18 protein-coding genes are annotated in these 24,903 nt (G+C 43.1%); 10 read left to right on the forward strand and 8 right to left on the reverse strand.

From position 1 onward, the window contains the following. Positions 1 to 8 precede the first annotated feature (8 nt). The 10 genes from WS34_RS01530 (at position 9) to WS34_RS01575 (ending at position 18,458) form a co-directional block, all read left to right on the forward strand. Positions 9 to 3,359: a SusC/RagA family TonB-linked outer membrane protein gene (locus tag WS34_RS01530; RefSeq protein WP_013610806.1), complete on the forward strand. Its 3,351-nt coding sequence runs from the start codon at positions 9 to 11 to the stop codon at positions 3,357 to 3,359. A gap of 12 nt (positions 3,360 to 3,371) precedes the next feature. Continuing rightward, positions 3,372 to 4,796, forward strand: coding sequence for a RagB/SusD family nutrient uptake outer membrane protein (locus WS34_RS01535; RefSeq protein WP_013610807.1), 1,425 nt, complete (start codon positions 3,372 to 3,374; stop codon positions 4,794 to 4,796). 5 nt (positions 4,797 to 4,801) lie between these two features. After that, a complete protein-coding gene (locus tag WS34_RS01540; protein WP_046402689.1) occupies positions 4,802 to 5,533 on the forward strand; it encodes a DUF4843 domain-containing protein in 732 nt (243 codons plus the stop codon). A gap of 33 nt (positions 5,534 to 5,566) precedes the next feature. Next, positions 5,567 to 7,159 carry a PKD-like family lipoprotein gene (locus WS34_RS01545; protein WP_046402691.1) on the forward strand — a complete coding sequence of 531 codons (1,593 nt, stop codon included), beginning with the start codon at positions 5,567 to 5,569 and terminating at the stop codon, positions 7,157 to 7,159. Between the two features lie 12 nt (positions 7,160 to 7,171). Continuing rightward, positions 7,172 to 8,305 carry a TlpA disulfide reductase family protein gene (locus WS34_RS01550; protein WP_046402726.1) on the forward strand — a complete coding sequence of 378 codons (1,134 nt, stop codon included), beginning with the start codon at positions 7,172 to 7,174 and terminating at the stop codon, positions 8,303 to 8,305. A 401-nt stretch (positions 8,306 to 8,706) separates the two neighbouring features. Next, positions 8,707 to 10,158, forward strand: coding sequence for a histidine kinase (locus tag WS34_RS01555; protein ID WP_256316391.1), 1,452 nt, complete (start codon positions 8,707 to 8,709; stop codon positions 10,156 to 10,158). Positions 10,159 to 10,284: 126 nt separating this feature from the next. Then, a complete protein-coding gene (locus WS34_RS01560; RefSeq protein WP_046402694.1) occupies positions 10,285 to 12,864 on the forward strand; it encodes a zinc-dependent metalloprotease in 2,580 nt (859 codons plus the stop codon). A gap of 26 nt (positions 12,865 to 12,890) precedes the next feature. Continuing rightward, positions 12,891 to 16,202, forward strand: a complete 3,312-nt coding sequence (locus WS34_RS01565) for a SusC/RagA family TonB-linked outer membrane protein (RefSeq protein WP_046402697.1) — start codon at positions 12,891 to 12,893, stop codon at positions 16,200 to 16,202. Between the two features lie 16 nt (positions 16,203 to 16,218). Continuing rightward, positions 16,219 to 17,577 (forward strand): RagB/SusD family nutrient uptake outer membrane protein, encoded by a 1,359-nt coding sequence (locus WS34_RS01570; RefSeq protein ID WP_046402698.1) that lies wholly within the window; start codon positions 16,219 to 16,221, stop codon positions 17,575 to 17,577. Between the two features lie 152 nt (positions 17,578 to 17,729). Further along, complete coding sequence (locus tag WS34_RS01575) at positions 17,730 to 18,458, forward strand: LytR/AlgR family response regulator transcription factor (RefSeq protein WP_013610815.1); 729 nt, start codon at positions 17,730 to 17,732, stop codon at positions 18,456 to 18,458. Between the two features lie 82 nt (positions 18,459 to 18,540). Here the strand turns inward: WS34_RS01575 and WS34_RS01580 are convergent, their stop codons facing one another. The 8 genes from WS34_RS01580 to rsfS all read right to left on the reverse strand — a co-directional run bounded on the left by WS34_RS01580 (position 18,541) and on the right by rsfS (position 24,783). Then, on the reverse strand, positions 18,541 to 18,717 hold the full coding sequence (locus tag WS34_RS01580) for a (2Fe-2S)-binding protein (RefSeq protein ID WP_022160722.1): 177 nt from the start codon (positions 18,715 to 18,717) through the stop codon (positions 18,541 to 18,543). A 112-nt stretch (positions 18,718 to 18,829) separates the two neighbouring features. Further along, the gene (locus WS34_RS01585; protein ID WP_022160721.1) at positions 18,830 to 19,522 is read right to left on the reverse strand and encodes an RluA family pseudouridine synthase; all 693 of its coding nucleotides are present in this window, start codon (positions 19,520 to 19,522) and stop codon (positions 18,830 to 18,832) included. 153 nt (positions 19,523 to 19,675) lie between these two features. Then, positions 19,676 to 20,491 (reverse strand): 3-methyl-2-oxobutanoate hydroxymethyltransferase, encoded by an 816-nt coding sequence (panB, locus tag WS34_RS01590; RefSeq protein ID WP_022160720.1) that lies wholly within the window; start codon positions 20,489 to 20,491, stop codon positions 19,676 to 19,678. Between the two features lie 79 nt (positions 20,492 to 20,570). Then, a complete protein-coding gene (locus WS34_RS01595; protein WP_046402702.1) occupies positions 20,571 to 21,227 on the reverse strand; it encodes a phosphatidylserine decarboxylase family protein in 657 nt (218 codons plus the stop codon). Between the two features lie 100 nt (positions 21,228 to 21,327). After that, on the reverse strand, positions 21,328 to 22,143 hold the full coding sequence (locus WS34_RS01600) for a phosphatidate cytidylyltransferase (RefSeq protein ID WP_013610838.1): 816 nt from the start codon (positions 22,141 to 22,143) through the stop codon (positions 21,328 to 21,330). Then, the gene (locus tag WS34_RS01605; RefSeq protein WP_013610839.1) at positions 22,136 to 22,339 is read right to left on the reverse strand and encodes a putative signal transducing protein; all 204 of its coding nucleotides are present in this window, start codon (positions 22,337 to 22,339) and stop codon (positions 22,136 to 22,138) included. Before WS34_RS01605 ends, WS34_RS01600 begins: the two co-directional genes overlap by 8 nt. Beyond that, positions 22,336 to 24,243 (reverse strand): ATP-dependent zinc metalloprotease FtsH, encoded by a 1,908-nt coding sequence (ftsH, locus tag WS34_RS01610; RefSeq protein ID WP_228026222.1) that lies wholly within the window; start codon positions 24,241 to 24,243, stop codon positions 22,336 to 22,338. Before ftsH ends, WS34_RS01605 begins: the two co-directional genes overlap by 4 nt. A 135-nt stretch (positions 24,244 to 24,378) precedes the next feature. Beyond that, complete coding sequence (rsfS, locus tag WS34_RS01615; protein ID WP_013610841.1) at positions 24,379 to 24,783, reverse strand: ribosome silencing factor; 405 nt, start codon at positions 24,781 to 24,783, stop codon at positions 24,379 to 24,381. Between the last annotated feature and the right edge of the window lie 120 nt (positions 24,784 to 24,903).

Below are 24,903 nucleotides of genomic sequence, written 5' to 3' on the forward strand. Positions count from 1 at the left end.
ACAATGGTATGAAAAAAAATCGTCTGATCCGATTTCCGGGCCTTTTAAAGAGGTTTAGGAAAAATTTGATGTTTATCAAATGTTGTATTGTTTTCATTTTTGTTTTTAGCCTGAATTTATCGGCTCATGTTTTTTCTCAAAGCAAGCTGGTGACTTTAGACTTGAAAGAGGTTTCTGTGGAGAAATTTGTCGATGCCGTGAAACAACAAACCGGTATGAAAATGATGTATAATTCCGGTGTGGTGCGGGAAGCTGGTCAGGTTTCCGTTCAGGTTAAAGACAAAGAATTGAGCGAAGTGTTGGATATGGTATTGAAAAAAGTGAATTTGGAGTATGAGCTGTACAATGATATCATTCTGATTCGTGCAAAAGGAGAAGTACCGGCCGGGCCGAAAGTACTGAAAGGGGTGGTGAAAGATAAAAGCGGGGCGGTCTTACCGGGAGTGACCGTCGTAATTAAAGGGACGACCTTAGGCGTATCGACCGACATCGATGGAAAATATTCGATCACCATTCCGGAGGATGGGAAAGAAACGGTATTGATGTTTACATTTGTCGGCATGAAGCCACAGGAGGTCAGATATGCCGGGCAAGAAACGTTGAATGTGATATTGACCGAGGAAGTGGCGGAAATGGAAGAGGTGGTGGTCAATGGTTACTTTACCCGGAAGAAGGAGAGCTTTACCGGTGTATCCAAGACCTTCTCCGGAGATGAACTGAAGACTATTTCTACGGGAAATATCCTGAATACCTTGTCTGTGCTCGATCCTTCTTTTACTAAAGTGGTGAATAATGAAATGGGTAGTGACCCGAATACGATTCCTGATTTTGAAATCCGGGGGTCCAGTAGTTTGAAGGCCGAGTATGAAAACAATCCGAATATGCCGACTTTTATTATGGATGGTTTCGAAGTAACCGCTCAGAAGGTGTTCGACCTCGACCCCAACCGGGTACGTTATATCACTATTCTGAAAGATGCATCGGCTACAGCGATTTACGGCTCACGTGCTGCCAATGGTGTTGTGGTGATCGAGACAGTACTTCCCAAAGCCGGAAAATTGCAGTTGTCTTATAACGGTAGTGCCAACTTCGAAATAGCCGATCTTTCGGATTATAATCTGATGAATGCAGAAGAAAAACTGGAATACGAAGTGCGTTCCGGATTGTATGAAAAATCTTCCAAACCCGGATGGACGGATGATAAGTTGGATGCATATAACCGGATTCTGAAATTGGTGAAGGAAGGAAATGATGTGGATTGGTTGTCCATTCCGGTACGGGAATTGGGGGTCGGCCATAAACATACCGTAATGGCAGAAGGTGGAAACGAATCGTTCCGTTATGCTTTCGATCTTTTCTATTCGAATAAAGTCGGAGTGATGAAAGGCTCGAAACGGGATAATTACGGTGGAGGGATCCGGCTTCAATATAACCTGAAAAACCTGAAATTCTCCAATTATGCTTCCTTCGATCATTTGAAGTCGGTCAATTCCCCTTACGGAAGTTTTAGTTCTTACCTCTATTATAATCCCTATTATAATCCTTATGATGAAAACGGGAATGTGAAAAAGGTCCTCTATTCTTATGAATATTATGACCGGGGAATTACCTCGAAGACCATGTATAATGAATTGTACAATGCGGTATTGCCTTCTAAAAATCAGCAGACTTCTAATAATTTTCTGAATAATTTCTCGATAGAATACGATATTATTCAGGGATTGAAATTGAAGGCCAATCTTTCGTTAAGCGTGGATAATGGAAAGACCGATGTTTATAAATCCTATGAAAATACCGAATTTTTGGACAAAGAGAAAAAAGGGAGTTATGCCCAGTCGACTTCCAATGATTTCAGTTATGATATTAACGTCATCTTATCATATTTTAAGAGCCTGAAAAAACATTTTATCAACCTGGGGTTTGTGTATAACCTTCAGGAAAAACAGTATGACAATACCAGTATCTACGTTGTCGGTTTTCCCAATGCGAACATGGATCATGTGTCGATCGGTTCGGGGTATCAGGAAGGGGCGAAACCCGGAGGTAGTTTCGATGTGACCCGCCTGGTCGGTTTTGTGGGTAACCTGGGATATACGTATGACAATCGTTTCTTGTTGGATGCTTCTGTTCGAAGCGACGGTTCGTCTATTTACGGTTCGAACAACCGCTGGGGTACTTTCTGGTCGGTCGGTGTCGGATATAATATCCATAACGAAAAATTCATGAAAGACTGGGGCGTGATCAACCTGTTGAAGATCAGGGGATCTATCGGGACAACCGGTGGGCAAAACTTTAGTCCTTACCAGGCCATGGCCATGTATTCCTATAACGATAGCCGGATCAATACCATTTCTTACAGCGGCTATCTGGGAGCCATTATGAAGGCTTTCGGAAATAAAAACCTGAAATGGCAGAAGGTAGAAAAACAAAACGTAGGGTTGGATTTCGAAATCTTCCATAGTCGTCTGACCGGATCTTTCAATGTATACCGGGATTTATCGAAAGATGTGCTGATCGACGTATCTATTGCTCCGTCTTTGGGTTTTTCTTCTTATAAAGAAAATTTGGGAGAAGTAGAAAACAGTGGGGTCGAACTATCCTTAAAAGGTACGGTACTCCGGGATGTCAAACGGGAATTGAACTGGGATATTTTCTTCAATCTGGCACACAATAAAAATAAAGTGAAGAAAATCAACAAAGCTTTGACAGCCTTTAATGCCGACCAGGATTCCAAAGTGGAAAACAAACCGATGATCCGTTACAAAGAAGGGTTGTCGCAGAATACCATCTGGGTGAATGAATCTTTGGGAATCGATCCGGCTACCGGTGATGAAATATTCCTGGATATGAACGGGAATAAAGTGAATAAATGGGATAGTAAAAATTACAAACCCTGGGGATCTTCCGATCCTAAAATTTATGGAACGGTCGGAACGATGTTTATGTATAAAGGCTGGGAGTTGAATGCGCATTTATATTATAAATACGGTGGTTATATTTACAATCAGACCTTAGTCGACAAAGTGGAGAATGTAAATCCCAACGAAAACGGAGACCGGCGAATTCTGTACGACCGTTGGAATGAACCGGGAGACGTGGCAAAATTCAAAAAGGTAAGCGATGTTTCGGTCACTAATCCGACTTCCCGCTTTGTGGAAAAAGAAAATTATATTCAGCTTCAGGCTTTATCTGTGAGTTATGATTTCCGGAGTGCGAAATTGAAAGAGTGGGGGATTCAGCGCTTGAAAATCTCCGCTATCGGAAACGATGTTTTCACTTCTTCCACGGTGCGGATGGAAAGAGGTACTTCCTATCCTTTTGCAAGGACTTTTTCACTGGCTGCTCAAATCACTTTTTAATCGGACAATACTATGAAAAAATTAATAAATAAAACGATCATTCTTTCGCTCTTTGTGGCATTGACCGGCTGTAACGACTGGCTGGACGTTTCTCCGAAAGCGGATATGAAAGCAGAGGATCTGTTCGGTACTGAAGCCGGATTCAGAGATGCTTTGGTAGGTGTTTATGCATTGATGTGCGGTACGAATAGTTACGGCAGAGATCTGACGTACGGCTACCTGGATGTATTGGCTCAATATTACAACAGTCCGTTGAAAACAACTTCTTCCGGTTATGAGCATAATTTCAAAAATGCAGCAGAATATAAGTATACCGAGAAAACAGAGGAAAGTCGCATTAGCTCTATTTGGAGTAATCATTTTTCTGCTGTAGCCAATATCAATCAGGCCATGTTGTTCATCGACGAAAATAAAGGGGTTTTTACTTCACCCGAGGTACATGATGTGTATAAAGGAGAATTTCTGGCTTTGCGGGCTTTTCTGCATTTCGATATACTCCGTTTATTCGCTCCTTCGGCTGCGATGAATAATAATAAAGGATTGGACGCATTGGCTATTCCTTATATAGATGTTTTTACGAATATCGCCCAGTCCCAGTTGACGGTGAAAGAGGTTTTGAAAAAAATAGAAACGGATTTGTTGGCTGCAAAACAGTTGATGAAAGGGAAAGAAGAATTTAAATTTTCCGATACTTCCGATCCGTTGTATAACCGGAAACAAAGAATGAATTATTATGCGGTGACAGCACTTTTAGCCCGGGTATATCTTTGGGGAAACGATAAAGAGGCGGCTTTGAAAGAAGCAAAGGAAATTATCGGTGAAGCCGGCGGAGAAAGTCCTGCTTCTTATGAATTGGCCAATAGTGCTGCTACTACTTCCGATCCGATGTTCAATAAAGAGTTGATTTTCACATTGGATGTGCAGAAATTGAAAGACAATAGCGATATTTATTTTACCGAGAGTTTTTCTTCTACTTCTAATATATTGACGATGTCTTCAAAAGGAAAAACGAATATTTTCAATGGTTCCGGACTGGATAATGAGTTCAGAAATTATTGGATTACCCCGTATTCCGATGGTAGTTCGTTCGTATTGAAGAAATATACCGGAGTAAACTATATTCCGATGTTTAAAATTTCCGAATTGTATCTGATAGCTGCCGAATGTGCTCAAGGGAAGGCTGCCTATGATTATCTCAATAAATTGAGAAATCACCGGGGATTAAGCAGTATTGCGCCGACCGATGATTTAGCCGGTTATATCTTTCAGGAATATCGCCGGGAATTTATAGGTGAGGGACAAATGTTCTTCTATTATAAACGGAAAGCAATGGAAACTATCGGGGCTGAAAATAATATCGCTCATCAAGATGTGAATGCGGTGTATAATTTGCCTATTCCGACAGTAGAAATCGATTTTGGGAATATTAAAAATTAAGCGTTATGAAAAAGATATTTTTTCTTCTTGCTTCAGTGATCCTGTTAGCATGTAGTGAGAATGAACGGATGGTATACGATGAGCATATGCACGATATCTATTATTCCATTGTGACAGATACCCGGGATAGTCTGTATGTTTCCTTGCTGATGGCCGATCAGATTCTGGAGACGACCGTAGATGTGAAGATGTTGGGAAATGTATTGACCAAACCGCAGAAATTTAAAGTCGAGGTGGTCGGGGAGAGAACGGATGCCAAAGAAGGTATACATTATGAAAAACTTCCTGAATTCTATGAGTTCCCGGCCGGAGAATTTATTTATAAAATGCCTGTGCGGTTGATTAAAGGGGATGCGGCTATTAAACAGAAACCGGTGACTCTTACGTTGAGGCTGGTTGCTACCGGTGAGCTGGGTGTGGCCTATGCCGATAAGTCCGAGATTCGTCTGCTCATTGCCGATATGTTGAAAAAGCCTGAGGGAGAAGGCTATTATGGAGATATGACTGCGTTTAAGAAATTATTCGGTGAATATTCCCAAAAAAAGCATATGATGATCATTGAAATGACCGGACATGATTTTTGGGAAGATACTTATGGCAGTGGATATGGTAATTATGGCATTATTTACGAGGAAGATTATTACACTCCCTATGCCAGAAAATTGTATAAGATCATTACCGGGAGTGAAATCAGGGATGAAACCGGTAAAGTGATGCAAGGATGGAATGTACCTTAGTCTATGGGTTGTTAATTAAAAAAGAAGATAGCTATGAAAAAATTGAAATATATAGGAATATTATTTTTGTTGATCCTGTTCTCTTGTGTGGATGATGAATCCAGATACGGAGATATCGATATCGATGAGATTAAAATTGAGGGGATCAAAGATTATCAGGAGATCGAAGTGGGAGGGAAATTGACCATCGCTCCGGTAGTGACGACAAAATTCGGCGAAAACTCGGATCTTTCCTATGTGTGGTATAAATACAATGAAGAACAGTCTGTCGCCGATACCTTGTCTTTTGAAAAAAATCTGGATGTGGTGATCTCAGATGTTTTACCGGGGGTGAAAACTACTTTAAAATTTAAAGTGACCGACAATAAAACCGGTGTTTATGTGATCGAAGAATCCAGTTTTACCACTATCGGTAAATATTCAGGAGGCACCCTGATGTTATGTAAAACCAGTGGAGAGTATGATCTGGTGATGTTAAAGAAAGACGGTATCACCCTATACGAAAAGATCTATACTCAAATCAATGAGGGAGAGAAACTCAGTGAGCAGTCCCGAAAAATCATCCTGATCAAACCTTATGCCCGTAACCCGAGACCTTATAAGGCAGTCGTCGTTACTGCAAAAAATAATACGGGAGGCGTATATCTCGATCCCGATTTGTTTGTGCGGAAGGCTTATATGAAAGAGAAATTCTTTTCGGGTGAAGACATGACCGGAGACATCGGGATCGACGGTTATTGTACGGACCAGGGGAGTGATTATCTGGTGGTGAATGGGAAAGTACACGGGCGGGCCTATGGTTTTGAGGAAACAGCCGTATGGAATCCGGAAATTGTATTTTTGTCGGCTCCTCAGGATTATTCGGCAGCATCTTATGTCGCACAGCCGACAGGCTATCCGTTTTATGCCGCTCCCTTATTTTATGATAACCTGCACGGGCGTTTTATGATCAACCAAAGCGGTGGGTATTTTAGTTTTATCGGTGGGGCGAATTCCGATTTTTCGAAATTTGATCCCAAAGCAATGGGAGAAGGGGTAGAATTGGTACTTTCAGGGAGTATGAATTCGACTTTGAATGAAGTATGGGCGTTGATGAGAGATAAAAATAAGAATGAATATTTTTTGATTACCTATAAATTTGTTTTTAATGACGACTGGACGTATGATTTTATCTCTCTGTCAAAGCAGGTATTAACCGGAGCAGCCTATCCCGGATTATACAACGCTACGGCGATGATACCCGGAAACAAGGCAGAGGTAGACAATTACATGCCTTGGAATATGGATTCGAAAGGAATTTCGGATATCTTTTTCTATGTCAGCGAGGATAAAGTTTATGCTTTTAATGTGAAAACGGCTTCGGAGGGAGTGATTATCGACGGTACAAAAGAGCATTATGTGATCGATGGGGTAGATTGTACGGAAGTAGCTGCTCCGACGACAGAGAATCCGAATGCTACCATGATACAGTTGACAGTAGCCATTAAAGACGGGAATATTCCGGCTCCGAATGGGGGAATTGCTGTTTATAAATTGAATAATATCGGTGGACTTGCAGCACAAAAACTTTATACCAAAGCAGGATTTTGTGATGAGGTGGTAGCGACGGTGGAAAAACAAGATTAATATATGAAAGTGATGAAAATAATAAACTTAATCATTGGAATAGCATGCCTGTTAGGGGCATGCCATTCCAACCGCATGCGGATTGAAGGAGAGATCGGAGATATAAAGGAAAATAAAATCTATCTCGGGGAAATAACGAATGCCTATTATGGGTTGTTCGATCCGATCGATTCGGCTGAAATTAAAGAAGGTAAATTTACTTTTACGGTAGATCGTGTGAAAAAACAAATGCTCTTTCTGGGATTCAGGCCCGGACAAGGAGGAATGGTATTTGCCGAGGCCGGTAATCTGAAGGTAAAACCTGCAACTGTTAAGAAGGGAGGAGTGGTATGGGAAGTTTCCGGGTCTGCCTTAAATGATAAGTATCGGGATTTTCTGAAAGCCTGTGCCGTTGTCAGAAACGATCGGTTGCTGGATTCGTTGGATGCCTTGTTTTTTGCTGCCCGCGACCGGGAGGACCGGGAGGAAATGGCCCGGATCAAAGAGGAGTCTATGCCTTATTATGAGCAGGCACAGATGGCCGAAGATCAGTTGGTGAGACAAACGGTTGACGGAAATATGGAGAATCCGTTCGGAATTTATTTGTACTACAGTAAATTATTCGGACGGAAAGATTTCTCTACTAAAGAAAATATCGGTGCGGAAAGGGAATACCAGAAAAATTTTGGACCGGAAGCTCAGCAGACTCCTTATATCGCTTTGATGAACGCTCAGCTCGACCGTTATGCGGGATGTGCTATCGGTGCTGTCGCCCCGGAGATTACCGGCCGGGATACGCTGGGTAATCCGATCAAATTAAGTGATTTCAGAGGTAAATATGTTATTGTGGATTTTTGGGATTCTTATTGTCATTGGTGTCGCGAAGAAACACCGTGGCTGAGAAAAGCATTGGAAGCTTTTAAGGGAAAAAATTTTACCATTTTAGGCGTATCGGATGACCGGAAGAAAGAGTTGTGGCTGGCAGCTATCAAAGAAGATCATAGTAACTGGGATCATTTGTTATTGCCTCCAAAAACGGATATTTTTACGACTTATTGCATCAAGGGAATCCCTCACATTATTTTAGTGGGGCCGGACGGGAAAATACTGGCAAAGGAAATGCGGCATGAAGAATTGACCGACGTGCCGGCTAAGTTTATAAAGTGAACAGATAGGAGTTTATAGACCGATTTAATTCCCCCTTTTTCCAATGCTCCGTTTTTTCATATTTATAGTAGGTTTATTTTTTCTTTCTATTCCGATTCCAGGTTTTGTGCCATCGGACCGGTTCGCCTGGACCGGTCCGTTAAGGCTTTCCTTCACTGACCGGCGGAACTCCTCGCAGGCTCGTCAGACACCACCGGTCGAGCGTTCGGAAAACCTAACCGGACCCTCGTTCCCGCTCCAATGGTCCCCGAACACGAACACCGAAGACGAATAAGTAACGACAGAATAATTCTAGGTTTTTCTGTTAAAGCCGGAAAATTTCGATAACCCTTTTCTTTTATAGGATATCTCCCGTAGAAAATACCTATTTTTGTTTAGAGAATAAATAAAAAAGCGGAGACATGTTTTATAAGCAAAACGGAATTGTTGCCGGAATATTGTTGTTGATCTTATTTTCCGGAGCTATCGGCTTAGTCAGTGTACAGATGGACAAGACGGTGAATCGGATGCATTATTCAGTGGTGGAAGAGATGGGGGAGTACCGGACGGAACTGATCCGGCAGGATTTCCAAAAGACGGCAGAGCTGGTTGAAAGTATGCAGGATTATTTGGCGACACGGGGCTATCAGAAGGAACAATTCGAAGAGTTGATTGCCTTATTGATCCGACAGGATAATAAGGTGAGCCGAATTTGGTTCGAAACGGAAGGGAAAAGAACGATTTGTACCGATTCCGGTATACGGGAGAGTGAAGCCGGACCTTCAAAGGAAAGAAATGGAGGGTTGTATGCCGAAGATTCCACTTATTATTGGACGTTATACGGGCGGCAGGGGGAGGTGGCATTGGGGATCGATATCGCTTTGGATCATTTACATGCTTATTTTTCAAACTTATTACCTGCGGGGAAGAATTATGCTTATATCCTGAACGACTCCGGGGTAATTGTCGCCCATCCCGAAGAAAAATGGCTGGGGATGCGGCTTCTCGATTCGCTTGAAAGAAGAAGGGTAAAACAGGTCGTCGGGGAGAATAAGCGGATCCATGTTACCGGTTTTTCGCAGTTTTTACTCTTGCCTGTCGATAAGATTTATTATCCGCTCACGGTGGGGACAGAGAAATGTACGGTCGTCATTAACGTGGTGCAATTGGATAATCAGGAAGCTATGGCCGATTTCCATCGGTATGCTTTGTGGATAGTCGTGTTTACAGTCGTGATTTTTATTGTTTTGCTTGCTTATTCCCAACGGCGGTGGCGGAAAGAATACGATTTACGGCAAAAGGCCGAACAGGAAGCCATCCGGCTGAATTTGCAACAATTGAAAAATCAACTCAATCCTCATTTTTTATTCAATGCTTTGAATTCTTTGAGTGCCTTGATCACTACCGACCCCGGAGTAGCCCGGAAATTTATATTGGAAATGTCGAAAGTGTATCGTTATGTGCTGGAAAAACGGAAAGAAAACCTGAGTAAATTAGAAGAAGAGGTTGAATTTATCCGCCACTATTATTTTCTCCAAAAAATACGTTTCGGGGAACAATTGAATCTGCACCTGGCCGATAATTTGACAACGGTAAACGGGAGGATTCCGGCGATGAGTCTGCAATTGATTTTCGAAAATGCACTTAAGTACAATGAAATTACTCATAGATATCCTTTGGATATCGATATTTATGCGGAAGTTGGAGCGGTGATTGTAGAAAATTCCTATCATCCCCGGACCGATATGCCGGAGGCATCTTTCGGAGTCGGTATGGAGAGTATTCAGGAAATTTATCGTTATTATGCTGACGTTCAGCCGGAATATGAGATAAAGGAAGGGAAATTTATCTGCCGCTTACCTTTGGTTGAATAATTCACTCCTTTTTTATCGTGTTTCATACTTTTATTCGGGGGATTCATTCTGGTTTTTTTTCATTTTATAAAAAATCCCGATAATATTGTAAACTGCATAAATATCGATGAATACTGAATAAACTATATGATGAAAACCAGAACAAATTTAATTGTAGCGTTATTCGCACTCTGTTTTACCGGAACAGTCTCCGATGCTTATGCCTGGGGATGGCATAAAAGAAAATCCGTAAAAAATGATTCGGTCGTAACTTCTGAAAGTAAATACGATGAGTTGGTGAAGAAGGCAAAGACGCGGGAAGGTATGTTTCGTATTCATCAGGTAGAGAAGGATTGGTATTTCGAGATCGACGATTCGTTGATGAACCGTGATCTCCTGATTGTCAATAAAGTTTCCGGTGTACCTTATCAATTGAACGATGCCGGTTTAAATAAAGGGATGGCTTACGAAGATAAGCTGATCCGTTTTCATAAAGATACAGTGCTTAATAAAGTGTGGGTGACAACGTGGAATCCCCGTGTCAGTGTGCCCGAGGGGGATGCTATAGCCCTTTCGGTGAAGGACAACTATCGTGAAGCTGTGATCGAACAGTTTCCGATAGAAGCCTTCAAGCCCGATTCTTCTGCCGTCTTGATCAAGGTGAATAAAGTTTTCGACGGAAGTGAGAAGAGCTTTAACGATTTATACAATAGTATTTCTTTGGGAGCTTCTGTGAAAAAAGAATTGTCCCGGATCGGAGGTATGAAAGCTTTTCCTCAGAATATTGTAGTAAAAGCTTTTCTGACAACCCAGATTACGGAAGGTACCGAGTCGGTACCCTTGACAGTCGAAACGACAACGAATATCGTATTGTTGCCGAAGGTGCCGATGACTCCGCGTTTTGCAGACCGGAGAGTCGGATTTTTTACGACTCCTCACATTTATTTCAATGACAAACAACAGGCGGTGGAAACCCGTGATTTTGTACATCGCTGGCGGCTGGAACCGAAACCGGAGGATATAGAGAAATACAAACGGGGCGAGTTGGTAGAACCGGCCAAACCGATTGTATTTTATATCGACCCGGCAACTCCTGCTCAATGGAGGGAGGAGATTAAAGCCGGTGTTTTTGATTGGCAGGAAGCTTTTGAAGCTGCCGGTTTTAAAAATGCGGTTGTAGCGAAGGATGCTCCGACCGATGATCCTGATTTCGATATCGACGATGCGCGTTATTCGGTGATTACTTATGCGGCCTCGCAGCAAGCGAATGCCATGGGACCTTCTGTGGTCGACCCCCGTTCGGGAGAGATTATCGAAGCCGATGTCGTTTGGTGGCATAATGTGATGACGATGTTACATACCTGGATGCGGGTACAGACCGGGCCTATCGATCCCCGGGCCAGAGCGAATACTTTCGATGATGCTTATATGGCGAGTGCTATCCGTTTTGTATCTTCCCATGAAGTGGGACATACGTTCGGATTGAAACACAATATGGGAGCTTCTTCGTCTTTTCCGGTAGATTCGTTGCGCTCGAAGACCTTCACAGCAAGGATGGGCGGGACGGCTAGTTCGATTATGGATTATGCCCGTTTTAATTACGTGGCCCAACCCGAAGATGAGGTAGAACGAATTACGCCGGTGATCGGGGTATATGATAAATTTGCGATAAATTGGGCTTATCGTTGGCTGGATGTAAAGGATCCGCACGAAGAATTACCTGTACTCAATCAATGGATTACGAAACATTCCGGAGACAAGATGTATTGGTACGGCGAACAACAGGACCCTAAAGATCCGATTGATCCCCGTTCGCAGGATGAGGACCTCGGTGACGATGTGATCAAGGCTAATCGCTACGGTATACAAAATCTGAAACGGATTGTGCCGAATATTGTAGCATGGACCGAAGCAGAAGGACAAGGTTATCTGGAAGCGGGAAAATTATTGATGGCGGTGATCAATCAATGGAAAATGTATGCCGGACATGTAACTGCGAATGTCGGAGGTTTCTATATCAATAATCCGGTGATGGGAGATGATCTGGAACGCTATGTACCGGTAGAGAAAGAACGGCAGAAAGAAGCGGTGAAATATTTATCCGAAGAAGTATTTACCGTTCCTGAATGGTTGTTTGCTGCCGATGTCTGGAAGAAGAGTTTTCCCGTTCGTACTTCCCCCCAGGAAGTAGAATATTCACCTTATAATACTGCCCGGGAATTACAGTATGCCTGTTTTTATGATTTATTGAAAGACGATCGGTTGATGCGGATGTACGAAGCCGAAGCGATGAAGGGAAAGAAAAATGTGTATACACCCGAAGAAATGTTTGCCGATTTATACCAGGTGGTTTTCAAGGGATCCCTACAGGGACGTAATTTGTCTTTGTATGAAAGAATGACCCAAAAGAATTTTATCGATGCTATCATTGTCAGTTCCAATAAAGCGGTGGAAAAAACGACCAAAAAAGCTTTGCATACCGGTTATTGTTGTGGTTTTGCAGCCCGGGAAGCTGCTTTCACGCTCCCCGAACAGCCTGAAACCCGGCTTAGCAATATGCAATATTCTTCTATGGGACGGGTTTCCGAGGCTGTATCGGTGAAGAGAGGAGTTATGTTGCAGGTATTAAAATTGGCAGAAAGAAACCGGAATGCAGGAAATGCGGAAACCCGGCAACATTATGAAGATTTGGTTGTGCGGATTAAAGAGGCTTTGAATATAAGATAACATACAAACCTAAATAATAAATATAGATGCGTAAACTTTTGATCTTAATAACATTATGCCTGCCTGTGGTGGTGTGGGCACAGGATATGCGGAAGATTACCGGGCGAGTGCTCGAGGCTGCGAGCGGTGAACCTCTCCCCGGTGCTACGGTTTTTATCAATCCGGATGCTCCTGAAGCTAAAGAATATAATCCTGCGGGGACAGTGACGGATGTAAGCGGAAAATTCGAATTGACCTTGCCTGCTTCGATTCGTTATGTGGTGGTGAGTTTTATCGGATACGAGGCTTTAAAAGCGGATATATCGGGAAAGACCGAATTTACTTTCCGCCTGAAGGAAGAAGTGAGTCAGTTGGATGAAGTGGTCGTTACGGGATATCAGCAGATAGAAAAGCGGAAAGTTACTTCGGCTATTACTACTGTACAGGCAGACGATATTAAAAGTATCGGAGTGGCCAGTATCGATCAGATGCTGGAAGGACAGGTGGCCGGTTTGATGTCGACACCGACGAACGGTGCGCCCGGAGCTCCCGCTAAAATGCGGATCCGGAGTACGGTTTCTCTGTCGGGGAGTACCGATCCGTTGTGGGTACTCGACGGTATGATCCTGGAAGGAAACGATATACCCAAGGATTTTGGAGATAAGGATAATATCGATGAACTGCAGAATACTTCGATCGGCGGGGTCAATCCCGCAGATATCGAGAGCATCACTATATTGAAAGATGCGGCAGCTACAGCTATTTATGGAGCTAAGGCCGCTAACGGGGTGATTGTGATTACGACGAAAAAGGGCCGGCAGGGAAAACTACGGGTGAATTTTTCCGGTGGGGTATTCTATACATTGAAACCTGATTTGGGCAAACTGAATCTGATGAATTCGTCTGAGAAAGTGGACTTCGAGTTGGGATTGGCTTCCCGTTCCGATCTGGATTACCGGAGCGACTATGGTGAAGTGTCCCGTCTGCTGTCAAAATACGGGCAATTGGATGCTTTGAGGGAAAATGGGTTCAACGGTATTTCTTCCGAGGCACAGGGGGCTATCGATGCTTTGCGCGGACAAACTACCGATTGGGGGGATGTGATCTACCGGAATGCAGTCAACCAACAGTATAACCTGAGCATTTCAGGAGGATCGGATAAGGCGACTTATTATTTTTCTGGCGGATATTACAATGAGCAGGGGACGACTCGTAAAACCGGTTTCGAACGCTACAACCTGACTTTGAAAACCGATTTCGATCTGGCTAAAAACCTGAAGGCCGGCGTTTCTCTTTTTTTGAACGACAGTAAGAAAAACGGTTATCTGACGGATGGGGATGCTTTTATCAATCCCGCCAATTATTCACGTAATGCCAATCCTTACTTGCAGCTGACCGATGAAAAAGGAGACTATATTTATGACCCTGATATCGAAGGATACAGTGGCCGTTATGTGAAATTCAATTACCTGGAAGAGGTGGACAATACGGATTATACGCTGAAAAATCGCTCTATAAAGCCTTTGTTTACTTTAGATTACAGGCTGACCGACTGGCTAAAACTACAAACCCAGTTTTCTATGCAGCTGGATCATACTGCGACAGAAAAGGTGGCGGCTAAAGAAACTTATTATGTTCGTAAATATCGCGAAAAAACAAGAGGGAACGATGGCAGTTATTTTTTGCCCGACGGAGGAATTATACAGAATTCTACCAAAGATATGAATCAATATCATTGGAAATTGCAAGGTGAGTTCAATCAGGTGTTCGGAGAAGTACATGCTGTCAATTATATGGCCGGTATAGAATTACGTCGCAGCAAGGTGACAGATCTGATGACCCGTGGATTCGGTTATGATCCGAATTCGTTGACTACGAAGCCTTTGGTATTTCCTGAAGGAAGTACCCAGATGGATAATGCCGAATTTGAACAGTATAGTAAATCGTTCACGGAGGACCGTTTCCTTTCTGTCTATATGACCGGTTCGTATACTTATAATAACCGTTACACTTTCTTCGGAAGTTTACGGTATGACGGTTCCAATATGTTCGGAGTAGACCGGAAGTACAAATACTTGCCTTTATGGGCTGTTTCCGGTGCCTGGAATATCAACCGGGAAGCATTTTTGAGCGATGTCGACTGGTTGTCCGATCTGAAACTGAGAGCTTCCTATGGGGTTCAGGGAAATGTCGATAAAGATACCTCTCCATTGGTTGTCGGGGAATGGGACAATACCCAGGTTTTACCGGACAATTCCGAGTCCAATATTATCGTATCGTCTCCCCCTAACCAATATTTGCGTTGGGAAAAAACCACCAACTGGAACGGGGGACTCGATGTGGCGGTGCTCGGTAACCGGATCGCGTTTACAGCCGATGTTTACAGACGGGTGAGTGATGATTTGATCGGTATGAGGAGCTTGCCGGGAGAGAACGGTTTCGATTATTCGACCATGAACTGGGCGAAATTGACCAACCGGGGATACGAATTATCTCTGTCTACAGTAAATGTGAAAACAAAGGATTTCCGGTGGGTGATGGATTTTAATCTGGCGCATAATAAGAGTAAGATCAATCGGCTCAATGTCAGGGATAATTCCTATGAACCTTCACGCGAAGGCTATTCTGTCGGTGCTGTATTTTCGCTGAAGACCGCAGGGCTGGATGAAAATGGATTGCAGATGTTTTATAATAAACAGGGGGAAAAGGTTTCTTTCAATGACTTTTTCGGTTTGGAATACGGTTATATGATGGGAGGCCTGATTCCTTTCCTGAAAAGTAACCTGAGTGCAGAAGAATATCGTAATTTATTTACCTACGAAGGTACGACCGAACCGAAATTTACCGGTGGCTGGATCAATCGGTTTTATTACAAGAATTTCGATTTGACCGTATCGGCTTCTTTTGTGTTGGATCAGACCGTGCAGGAACAACCTTTCTATAATCCGGTACAGACTTCACCGGGACAGAATTATTCCCGCCGGATGTCACAGATTTGGTCTCCGGATAATACCTCCGGTAAATATCCCCGTATCATGGGTACTTATACCGAAGGGGAGGAGAATTGGGCTTATCAGTGGCTCGGTATGCTCGATCCCGGTAATTCTTACCGGAAATACGACTATTGGTTCAAGAAGATGAGTTATATGCGCATCAATAGTATACGTTTAGGATATACTTTTCCCGAGTGGCTTTTAGGACATATCGGTTTTTCCTCTGCACGCATCAGCTTTGAAGCCCGTAATCCTTTTGTGTTCGGTAGTAGCTATAAAGGTTATTTCGATCCGGAAACCTATGGGAATATTTATACCCAGCCGTTGGCGAGGACCTTTTCTTGTGGAATCGATTTGACATTTTAACTCTAAATATAAAAATATGAAACGAATATATATCCTATTGATCGCTGTCTTTTCACTGGGAATGGGAGGATGTAATTATGTCGATGTCGATCCTGTCGGAAAGGTGATTCCGGATGAAGTTTCGGAATATCGGGCCCTTCTGACTACGGCTTATAGTACCTATCCCCAATACCGCCGCTATCTGATGGTACGTTCCGATGAAGTATTTCCGGATTTGTATGGGTTGTCTTACGATAATTACATTGACTTGGCCACTTTGAACGATGAGAATCCGGATCCTTTAACCGAGACTTATCCCTGGACGGCTATGTATAATATGATTTTTTATGCCAATACGGTTATCGAAGGAGTGATGGAGGCCAGGGCGGATGTCACGACGGATTCCCGCGAGCAATTGCTGGCTGAAGCCTATTGTCTCCGGGCTTTTGTTCACTTCGATTTAATCAATCTGTATGCCAAATGGTATGATCCGGCTACTGCGGCAACAGATAAAGCCGTTCCGCTTTCTTTAAAGATCGATATCGGACAGTCGTTTATACCTACTACTGTGGAAAAGGTATATGAACAGGTGTTCGCCGATTTACAGGAAGCGGAGAAATATATGCAGGTGGAGCAACAGACGGGTGCTTATCTGTACCGGTTTTCGAAGAAAGCGCTGAAAGCCTTCCAGGCCAGGGTATATCTTTATCATCAGGATTGGAAACAGGCTCAGGAGACAGCCGAAAGTCTGCTGGCGGCTTGTCCGCTGGAGGATCTGACGACTACCGAAGCCCAACCTTGGACTTATACGTCGAAAGAAGCGATACTTGCTTTGGAAACGGTATCCAGTACCGTAATGAAAGAAGATATGTACGTATTGGATAATATCAGCGGAAAATTTAATCAGATAAAAGAGGGAGATAAATATGTAGATGCCCGGCTGGGAAATTATTTGGTCGATAAATACGGAACCTGGTATTGTAATAAAGGAGGGAATAAGAATGAGAAGGTCACTTTCCGGAGTGCAGAGCTTTGGCTGATTGCTGCCGAAGCTGCTGCTCACCGCGAAGGACAACTGCCGGCAGCCAAAGAATATCTGTTGACCTTGCTTCAGAAGCGTCTGGCTGAAAGTTATTATAACGAACGGAAAGCAGAGATCGAAACCATGAATCAGGAACAATTGTTGGCCGATATCATGGAGGAAAGGGCCCGGGAACTGGTATTCGAAGGACATCGCTGGTTCGATCTTCGTAGAACAACCCGCCCGGAGGTTATAAAAAACTATATGGATGCCGATTGGAATTCGCTTACGGTTACGATCCGGCAGGACGATCCCAAGTATATTATTCCTTATCCGAAAGAAGCGATTCAGAATAATCCGGAATTGAATAATTAGGGTTGAGTTGAAACGGTAACAACGGATAAAACGGTAACAACAGTAAAAATGGTAAAGAAATACGGTTGTTACCGTTTTTTTTATAAAATAAAAAACTTTGACTTGGCAGGCAAGTCCTTTTTTCGTATTTTCGGGCGATCCTATATTTCAATATGACTGCAATTATTATTGAAGATGAAGCTTTGGCTGCCCGTGAATTGGAAAGTATTCTGAAAAAGTTGGCACCGGAAATAGAAATCGTTGCCCGTCAGGATTCTGTACGGGGAAGTGTACAATGGCTGAAAGAAAATCAGGTAGATTTGATTTTCAGCGATGTTCATTTGGGAGATGGACGTAGTTTCGATATTTTCGGACAAGTAGAGATCAAAGCTCCTGTCATTTTTATTACCGCTTATGATGAATATGCTTTGCAAGCTTTCAAGAGCCAGGGAATAGATTACATCCTGAAACCTTTTGACGAAGAGGAAATACTGCGGGCGTTGGAAAAAGTGCGGAATTGGTTTGCAAAAGAAAAGAAAGCACCCCGGACGGTCCGATTTCAGGAGCGCTTTTTGGTGCAGATCGGAACGAAGATCAAATCCGTACCGGTGGCAGAAGTCGCTTATTTTATGGCCGATGGAAAATACCTGATGTTATATACCCATGAAGGGGGAGGGTATATCCTCGATCAGACGATGGCTGCACTCGAAGAACGCCTGGATCCCCAAATCTTTTTTCGGATCAACCGGAAGTTTATAGTGAGCTTTTCTGCTATCAAAGAAATGATCCGTTATTCCAACAACCGCATAAAAATCGGTTTATCTCCTTTGCCTCCTGAAAATATAGAAGCTATCGTCAGTGCCGACCGCATTCGCGAGTTCCGGGACTGGTTGAACCGCTAAAAGTTATTCAGCGACACAATAACAGAAAGATCCCGGATGAAAATTCATTATCCGGGATATTTTGTTATTGCTGGAAGGGAGATTATTTCCCATTGATTTCGTCCAGAATCTCCTGTATCTGTTCCTGGCAGCCGCCACAACCGGTTCCTGCGTTCGTCACTTCGCCTACTTCTTCAACGGTTTTTAATCCTTTTTCACGAATTGCATTTTCAATTTCTTCTCTGCTTACTTCAAAGCAGTGGCAAATAATTTCACTCATAGTCTTTCCATTTTATTGATTCATATTATTCTTTTATTTGCAAAAATAAAAGAATATCTGCAATGAATGTAAAGATTCCGATCTTATGTTTCTATGAGCCGATAGAGAAAATTTATTCTTTCATTCCTTCATAGAATACTTTCCAAAGCGGATCGTTCAAAGGAGGTTTTGCCGTGATGGTAATCATTTCCTGGCTCACCGGATGTTTGAAAGTGATCGAACGGGCATGCAAATTGATCCCTCCTCCTTCGTTCGAACGGGGAAAACCGTATTTCAGATCTCCTTTGATCGGACAACCGATCTTAGCCAATTGGCACCGGATTTGGTGATGCCGGCCCGTGTAAAGCTTCACTTCGAGCAGGTAATAACGTTGTGAACTTCCGAGTAGTTTGTATTCCAGGGTGGCTTCTTTGGCTCCGGCTTTGGGCTGGTTGTAAGCGTGCGATTTGTTTTTTTCCGGATCACGCATCAGATAGTGGGTGAGTACGGCATGATCCTCGGCCGGCAAATTGCCTACGATAGCCCAATAGATCTTGCTGATCTCCTTTTCGTGTTCCTGGAACATTTTATTCAGCCGGGTGAGGGCTTTACTGGTGCGTGCAAAAATCACGACACCGCTGACAGGACGATCCACCCGGTGGGGGATACCCAGATAAACCTCTCCCGGTTTGTTGTATTTCTTCTTGATATACGCCTTTACTTCTTCGCTCAAAGGGGTATCTCCGGTTTTATCTGCCTGTACAATATCCGAAATTTTCTTATTGACGGCGATGATATGATTATCTTCGTATAAAACTTCTAACATAAATAAAAGATATAAGTTAAAGGCTATAGGCTATAAGCTAGATGCTATAAGCTAGATGCTATAAGCTAGATGCTGTAAGCTAAAGGCTATAGGCTAAAAGTAAATAAAAGATAGATAAACATTTTAGCTTTTAGCTTATAGCCTATAACTTTATTAGTATTGTTCTCTCTCATTCGGGAAATCACCGCTTTTTACGTCGGCGATATAATTGCCGACAGCACCGCTGATTTCTGCATATAGGTTATGATAGCGCCGTAAGAAGCGGGGAGAGAATTCCTGATTGATACCGAGCATATCGTGGATGACCAGGACTTGTCCGTCTACACCGCCACCGGCACCGATACCGATGACGGGAATACTGACTTCTTGGGCGACTCTGGCTGCCAAAGCTGCCGGAATCTTCTCCAGCACGATGGCAAAACAACCTGCTTCTTCCAGGAGATGGGCATCGTGAACCAATTTTTCCGCTTCCTCTTCTTTTTTGGCGCGAATGGCATAGGTCCCGAATTTATGGATGCTCTGGGGGGTAAGTCCAAGATGGCCCATAACCGGAATTCCGGCCGACAGGATACGTTGGATAGATTCGAGAATTTCTTCTCCTCCTTCGAGTTTGATGGCGTCGGCAGCCGTTTCTTTCATGATACGGATGGCTGAGTTTAAGGCCTCTTTGCTATTTCCCTGATAACTACCGAAAGGCATGTCTACAACAACCAATGCCCGTTTTACTCCTCTGACTACCGAAGCGGCATGATAAATCATTTGGTCGAGGGTGATCGGTAAGGTTGTCTCATGGCCTGCCATTACATTGGAAGCCGAGTCGCCGACCAGGATAACATCTATGCCTGCCTGATCGACGATACGGGCCATAGAATAGTCATATGAAGTAAGCATACTGATTTTCTCACCCTTGAGTTTCATCTCCGATAAAACATGGGTGGTTACCACTTTTACTGCTGATTGTGTTGACATGATTAATTTGATTTGTGACTTTAGAACTGGGATTTCCGATGGGAAAAGTCATCCGAATCGTCGTCCGTAAATCTGAAATTTATTTAAAGGTTCCGATTATCGTCTGAGAACCGGTCGTTTTTTGTCCCAATTTCACTTCTATTTGGGTACCCAGAGGAAGAAAAAGATCTACCCGCGAACCGAATTTGATAAAACCGGCGTGCTGATCCTGACGGGCCTGTCCTCCGACAGGAGTATAAGAGACAATACGTTTAGCCATAGCCCCTGCAATTTGACGCATCAGGACGGTCTTACCGTTATTACATTCGATAACGATGGTAGTCCGTTCGTTCTCGGTCGAGGATTTGGGTAGATAAGCCGCTGCAAAATTGCCTTTGTGGTATTTGAAATACTTGATCACACCGTTTACGGGAAACCAGTTGATATGTACATTGAAAATGTTCATAAAAATAGAGACTTGAAGACGGCGGTCTTTAAAATATTCCGGTTCTTCGGTTTCTTCAATCACGACGATTTTTCCATCGGCAGGGGCTAAGATCGTGTTGTCGTCTTGTATGATCACCCGGTTCGGAAAACGGAAAAAATTGACGACAAGAAGATACATAACCACCGTAATCCCCAGAATTGTATAGACAATAGAGGTATTATTGATGAAATAAAAAGATGCCAGATTAAGGATAATCAGCACGATTAAAATTTTCAATAACAGGATATATCCAGCTTTATGTATGGTCATATTTTTAACTTTAAATATTTATACGGTATCAGCTCGCAAAGGTATCAATTTTCAATTTAAAAGCTAATATCCCGAACGAATAAATTCGGTTTACTATAGGTCAGCAACCGAATTTAAAGGCGATATATACGAAGATTACAGGCAAAGCATACAAAATCGAATCCAATCGGTCCAATACCCCACCGTGACCTGGCATGATATGTCCCGAATCTTTGATCTCGATGCATCTTTTGAACATCGATTCTACGAGATCACCGAAACTACCGAATACAATGACAATGGCCGAGATAACGGTGGTATCGATATAAGACAAACCTTCGATATGGGGAGCGATAAGCAATCCGCCGACCAGTGTCGTGAGTCCGCCTCCGATGGTTCCTTCCCAGGATTTTTTAGGCGAAATACGGGGAAATAATTTATGCTTTCCGAATTTCGAACCGAATAAATAAGCAAAAGTGTCATTGAACCATACCAATAAGAAAGGAAAGAAGATAATATCCGGTTGCCACCTGCCCGTACACAAGTAGGGGAGGTAAATCAGCAAAGTAAAGGGCAGGGTGAAATAAAACAGAGCATAAATCCCGAAAGCCATATTCTGAAAAGCATGGGTACTCTTCCGGTACAATTCCCAAATCCCCATAAAGAATGTGGCACTGAAGAAAAACAGATAACCTTCTTTATAACCGAAATAGTTATGAATGAACCCTGAAATGAAAAGCAGGCTCCCGCTGAGGATACACATGGTACGGTTGACCCGGATATGAATCACCTCTGCCATATGGCTGAATTCAAGTAATCCGATAATGTTTATAATAAAAAAAAGTGCAAAAAAACAAAATGGATGTATATAAATACATGCTGTTAGTATCACCACAAATAGGAATCCGCTGATTGCCCGTTTACCGAAATTATTCACAATTGACTGATTTTATGATTGCTGCTGCTTTCCCTTTATCTTCTTTCTTAACCATGACTTCGATCGCTCCTATTTTAAAAGAGGAGTCTTTCTGATTCAGAATCACTGCTTCTACGTTGTTATCGTTAAGCAAACTTTTAACCAGCTCTGCCCGGTAGAGCTGGCCGGTTTCGAAAATAACTACCCAATCGTTCATAGCGATTTTATTTCATTTTCGACTGTTTTCTCTTCCTTCGTTTCTTCTTCTTCATCGTCTTTCCAGGGGCGTTTCCCTAAGATGCGTTCCAGATCGTCACTGAAAATAACTTCCCGTTCGAGCAATAACTCTGCAACCTGCCGATGTTGGTCCTGATGAGTTTTAAGTAATTCTTTGGCTCGGTTGTAAGCATTTTCAACCAGTTCTTTTACTTCACTGTCGATCAGTTCTGCGGTCTTTTCCGAATAAGGTTTGGTGAAACTGAAATCGCTTTGACCACTGGAATCGTAATAACTCAGGTTACCGATCTTTTCGCTCATACCGAAAATGGTAACCATCGCATAGGCTTGTTTGGTAGCCCGTTCCAGGTCGTTTTGTGCTCCGGTAGAGATTTGACCGAAAGTGAGTTCTTCGGCTGCACGTCCTCCCAATACAGAACACATTTGATCCAGCAGTTGTTCTTTTGTCGTGATCTGACGTTCCTGCGGAAGATACCAGGCTGCTCCTAAAGCTTTACCCCGGGGTACGATAGTCACTTTCAACAGGGGATGGGCGTGTTCGAGCAACCAGGAGACGGTAGCATGGCCGGCTTCGTGATAAGCGATGGCTTTCTTTTCACTTACTTTTATTACTTTACTACGGTTTTCCAGCCCCCCGACAATCCGGTCGATTGCATCCAGAAAATCCTGTTTTTCAACTTCATTTTTGTCTTTACGGGCTGCAATCAAAGCTGCTTCGTTAGCGACATTGGCAATATCGGCTCCCGAGAAACCCGGCGTTTGCTTGGCCAGGAAAGGGATATCCACATCTCCGGCCAGTTTCAACGGTTTCAGGTGCACTTTGAAAATTTCTTCCCGGTCTTTCAATTCCGGCAGGTCGACATAGATTTGGCGGTCGAAACGTCCGGCACGAAGCAAGGCGCTGTCCAGAATGTCCGCCCGGTTGGTTGCAGCCAGAATAATCACCCCCGAATTGGTCTCGAAACCGTCCATCTCGGTCAGTAACTGGTTCAGCGTATTTTCCCGTTCATCGTTCGAGCCCATGTTGGGGTTTTTACCTCTGGCCCGGCCGATGGCGTCTATTTCGTCGATAAAGATAATACAAGGCGCTTTTTCTTTGGCTTGTTTAAATAAATCCCGGACACGGGAGGCACCGACACCGACGAACATCTCCACAAAGTCGGAACCCGACATCGAGAAGAAAGGTACGTTGGCTTCGCCGGCCATAGCTTTCGCCATCAGCGTTTTTCCGGTTCCCGGAGGACCTACTAAGAGAGCTCCTTTCGGAATTTTACCCCCCAATTTGGTATATTTATCCGGAGATTTCAGAAAAGAAACGATCTCTTCCACCTCTTGTTTGGCTTCAGCTAATCCCGCTACATCTTTGAAGGTAATCTTGATGTGGGTGTCCTTATCGAACAACTTGGCCTGTGATTTGCCGACATTGAAGACTCCTCCGGGACCTCCGCCCCCTTTACTCATCCGGCGGAAGAAGAAAATCCAGATAAATACCAAAAGAGCGATCGGGAAGAAGATAGAGAAGAGGTTTCCCCAACCGTCGTATTCCTGATCATAGTCGATCTTGATATCCGCTGCTGCCGGAGTCTTTTCCTGGAGCTCGGAAAATTCTTTGGAAAAAGTTTCCAACGGGCCCGGTGAGAAGTAAAACTGAGGACCGGGACTGGAATTTTTGAACCCCTGCGATTTCAATTGGGAGTAATTCTCGATCTTATCGGGCTTCATATATACCTGGGCTTGCCCTTTATTCGTGATGACCGTAATCTTTTCGATATCACCTTTTTCGAGCATTTTAGTCTTGACTTCTTGCCAGGTTGTCCTTACCGGATCGGGATTCATATTGAAAAATTGAAATCCGATAATAATGACTGCCAGTATGATATACATCCAATATCCGTTGAATTTCGGAGCTTTGATATTTTTACCTCCCCCTACTGGAGGAAAATTGAATCCTCCGTCTTTCTTGTTTTCGTTGTTGTCTGCCATTTGGTATGTTCGCAATATTTGTATTCTTTACTGTTTTCAATTTGTTCCGTTTGTCGTATGATAACCGGAATAAGTGAGCATTTCCGGCTCTCCGGCTATTTCGGTGATCTGTGCATCTGCCCAGAAATCTTCCAATTGATAATAGTCGCGCAATTCTTTTTCAAAAATGTGTACGACAATATCCCCATAATCGACGACTACCCATTGTGCTGCATTCAATCCTTCGATATGAAAAGGCCTTTCATCCAGATCTTCTCTCACTTTTTCTTCAACAGCATCGGTTAACCCTGCAATATGCGTGCCGGAAGTTCCATGACATATTACGAAAAAACTACAAAAACAGTTTTCTATTTTTCTTAAATCGATTTTTACAATCCGGTGCGCTTTATTATCTTCCAGCGCTTCAATAATTTTATTTACTACCTGTTCCGTTTTTAACATTTTTGACTATAACTTTTCAAGCTACAAATATATACTATTTATCAACTAAAAACGAAAAACTGTGCCAGAAAACCTTTGTTTCCTTTTTTCAATTCTACTATGTCGTTTTCGGGTTACTGC

Origin of the sequence: Odoribacter sp. N15.MGS-14, from assembly GCF_000980245.1 — a bacterium.
Classification (GTDB): Bacteria; Bacteroidota; Bacteroidia; order Bacteroidales; family Marinifilaceae; genus Odoribacter; species Odoribacter splanchnicus.

What these genes read in the sequence shown, in the direction of transcription:
- WS34_RS01530 (WP_013610806.1), top strand. Translation starts at nt 9, where the DNA reads ATGAAAAAAAATCGTCTGATCCGATTTCCGGGCCTTTTAAAGAGGTTT.
- WS34_RS01535 (WP_013610807.1), top strand. Translation starts at nt 3,372, where the DNA reads ATGAAAAAATTAATAAATAAAACGATCATTCTTTCGCTCTTTGTGGCA.
- WS34_RS01540 (WP_046402689.1), top strand. Translation starts at nt 4,802, where the DNA reads ATGAAAAAGATATTTTTTCTTCTTGCTTCAGTGATCCTGTTAGCATGT.
- WS34_RS01545 (WP_046402691.1), top strand. Translation starts at nt 5,567, where the DNA reads ATGAAAAAATTGAAATATATAGGAATATTATTTTTGTTGATCCTGTTC.
- WS34_RS01550 (WP_046402726.1), top strand. Translation starts at nt 7,172, where the DNA reads ATGAAAATAATAAACTTAATCATTGGAATAGCATGCCTGTTAGGGGCA.
- WS34_RS01555 (WP_256316391.1), top strand. Translation starts at nt 8,707, where the DNA reads ATGTTTTATAAGCAAAACGGAATTGTTGCCGGAATATTGTTGTTGATC.
- WS34_RS01560 (WP_046402694.1), top strand. Translation starts at nt 10,285, where the DNA reads ATGATGAAAACCAGAACAAATTTAATTGTAGCGTTATTCGCACTCTGT.
- WS34_RS01565 (WP_046402697.1), top strand. Translation starts at nt 12,891, where the DNA reads ATGCGTAAACTTTTGATCTTAATAACATTATGCCTGCCTGTGGTGGTG.
- WS34_RS01570 (WP_046402698.1), top strand. Translation starts at nt 16,219, where the DNA reads ATGAAACGAATATATATCCTATTGATCGCTGTCTTTTCACTGGGAATG.
- WS34_RS01575 (WP_013610815.1), top strand. Translation starts at nt 17,730, where the DNA reads ATGACTGCAATTATTATTGAAGATGAAGCTTTGGCTGCCCGTGAATTG.
- WS34_RS01580 (WP_022160722.1), bottom strand. Translation starts at nt 18,717, where the DNA reads ATGAGTGAAATTATTTGCCACTGCTTTGAAGTAAGCAGAGAAGAAATT.
- WS34_RS01585 (WP_022160721.1), bottom strand. Translation starts at nt 19,522, where the DNA reads ATGTTAGAAGTTTTATACGAAGATAATCATATCATCGCCGTCAATAAG.
- panB (WP_022160720.1), bottom strand. Translation starts at nt 20,491, where the DNA reads ATGTCAACACAATCAGCAGTAAAAGTGGTAACCACCCATGTTTTATCG.
- WS34_RS01595 (WP_046402702.1), bottom strand. Translation starts at nt 21,227, where the DNA reads ATGACCATACATAAAGCTGGATATATCCTGTTATTGAAAATTTTAATC.
- WS34_RS01605 (WP_013610839.1), bottom strand. Translation starts at nt 22,339, where the DNA reads ATGAACGATTGGGTAGTTATTTTCGAAACCGGCCAGCTCTACCGGGCA.
- ftsH (WP_228026222.1), bottom strand. Translation starts at nt 24,243, where the DNA reads ATGTATATCATACTGGCAGTCATTATTATCGGATTTCAATTTTTCAAT.
- rsfS (WP_013610841.1), bottom strand. Translation starts at nt 24,783, where the DNA reads ATGTTAAAAACGGAACAGGTAGTAAATAAAATTATTGAAGCGCTGGAA.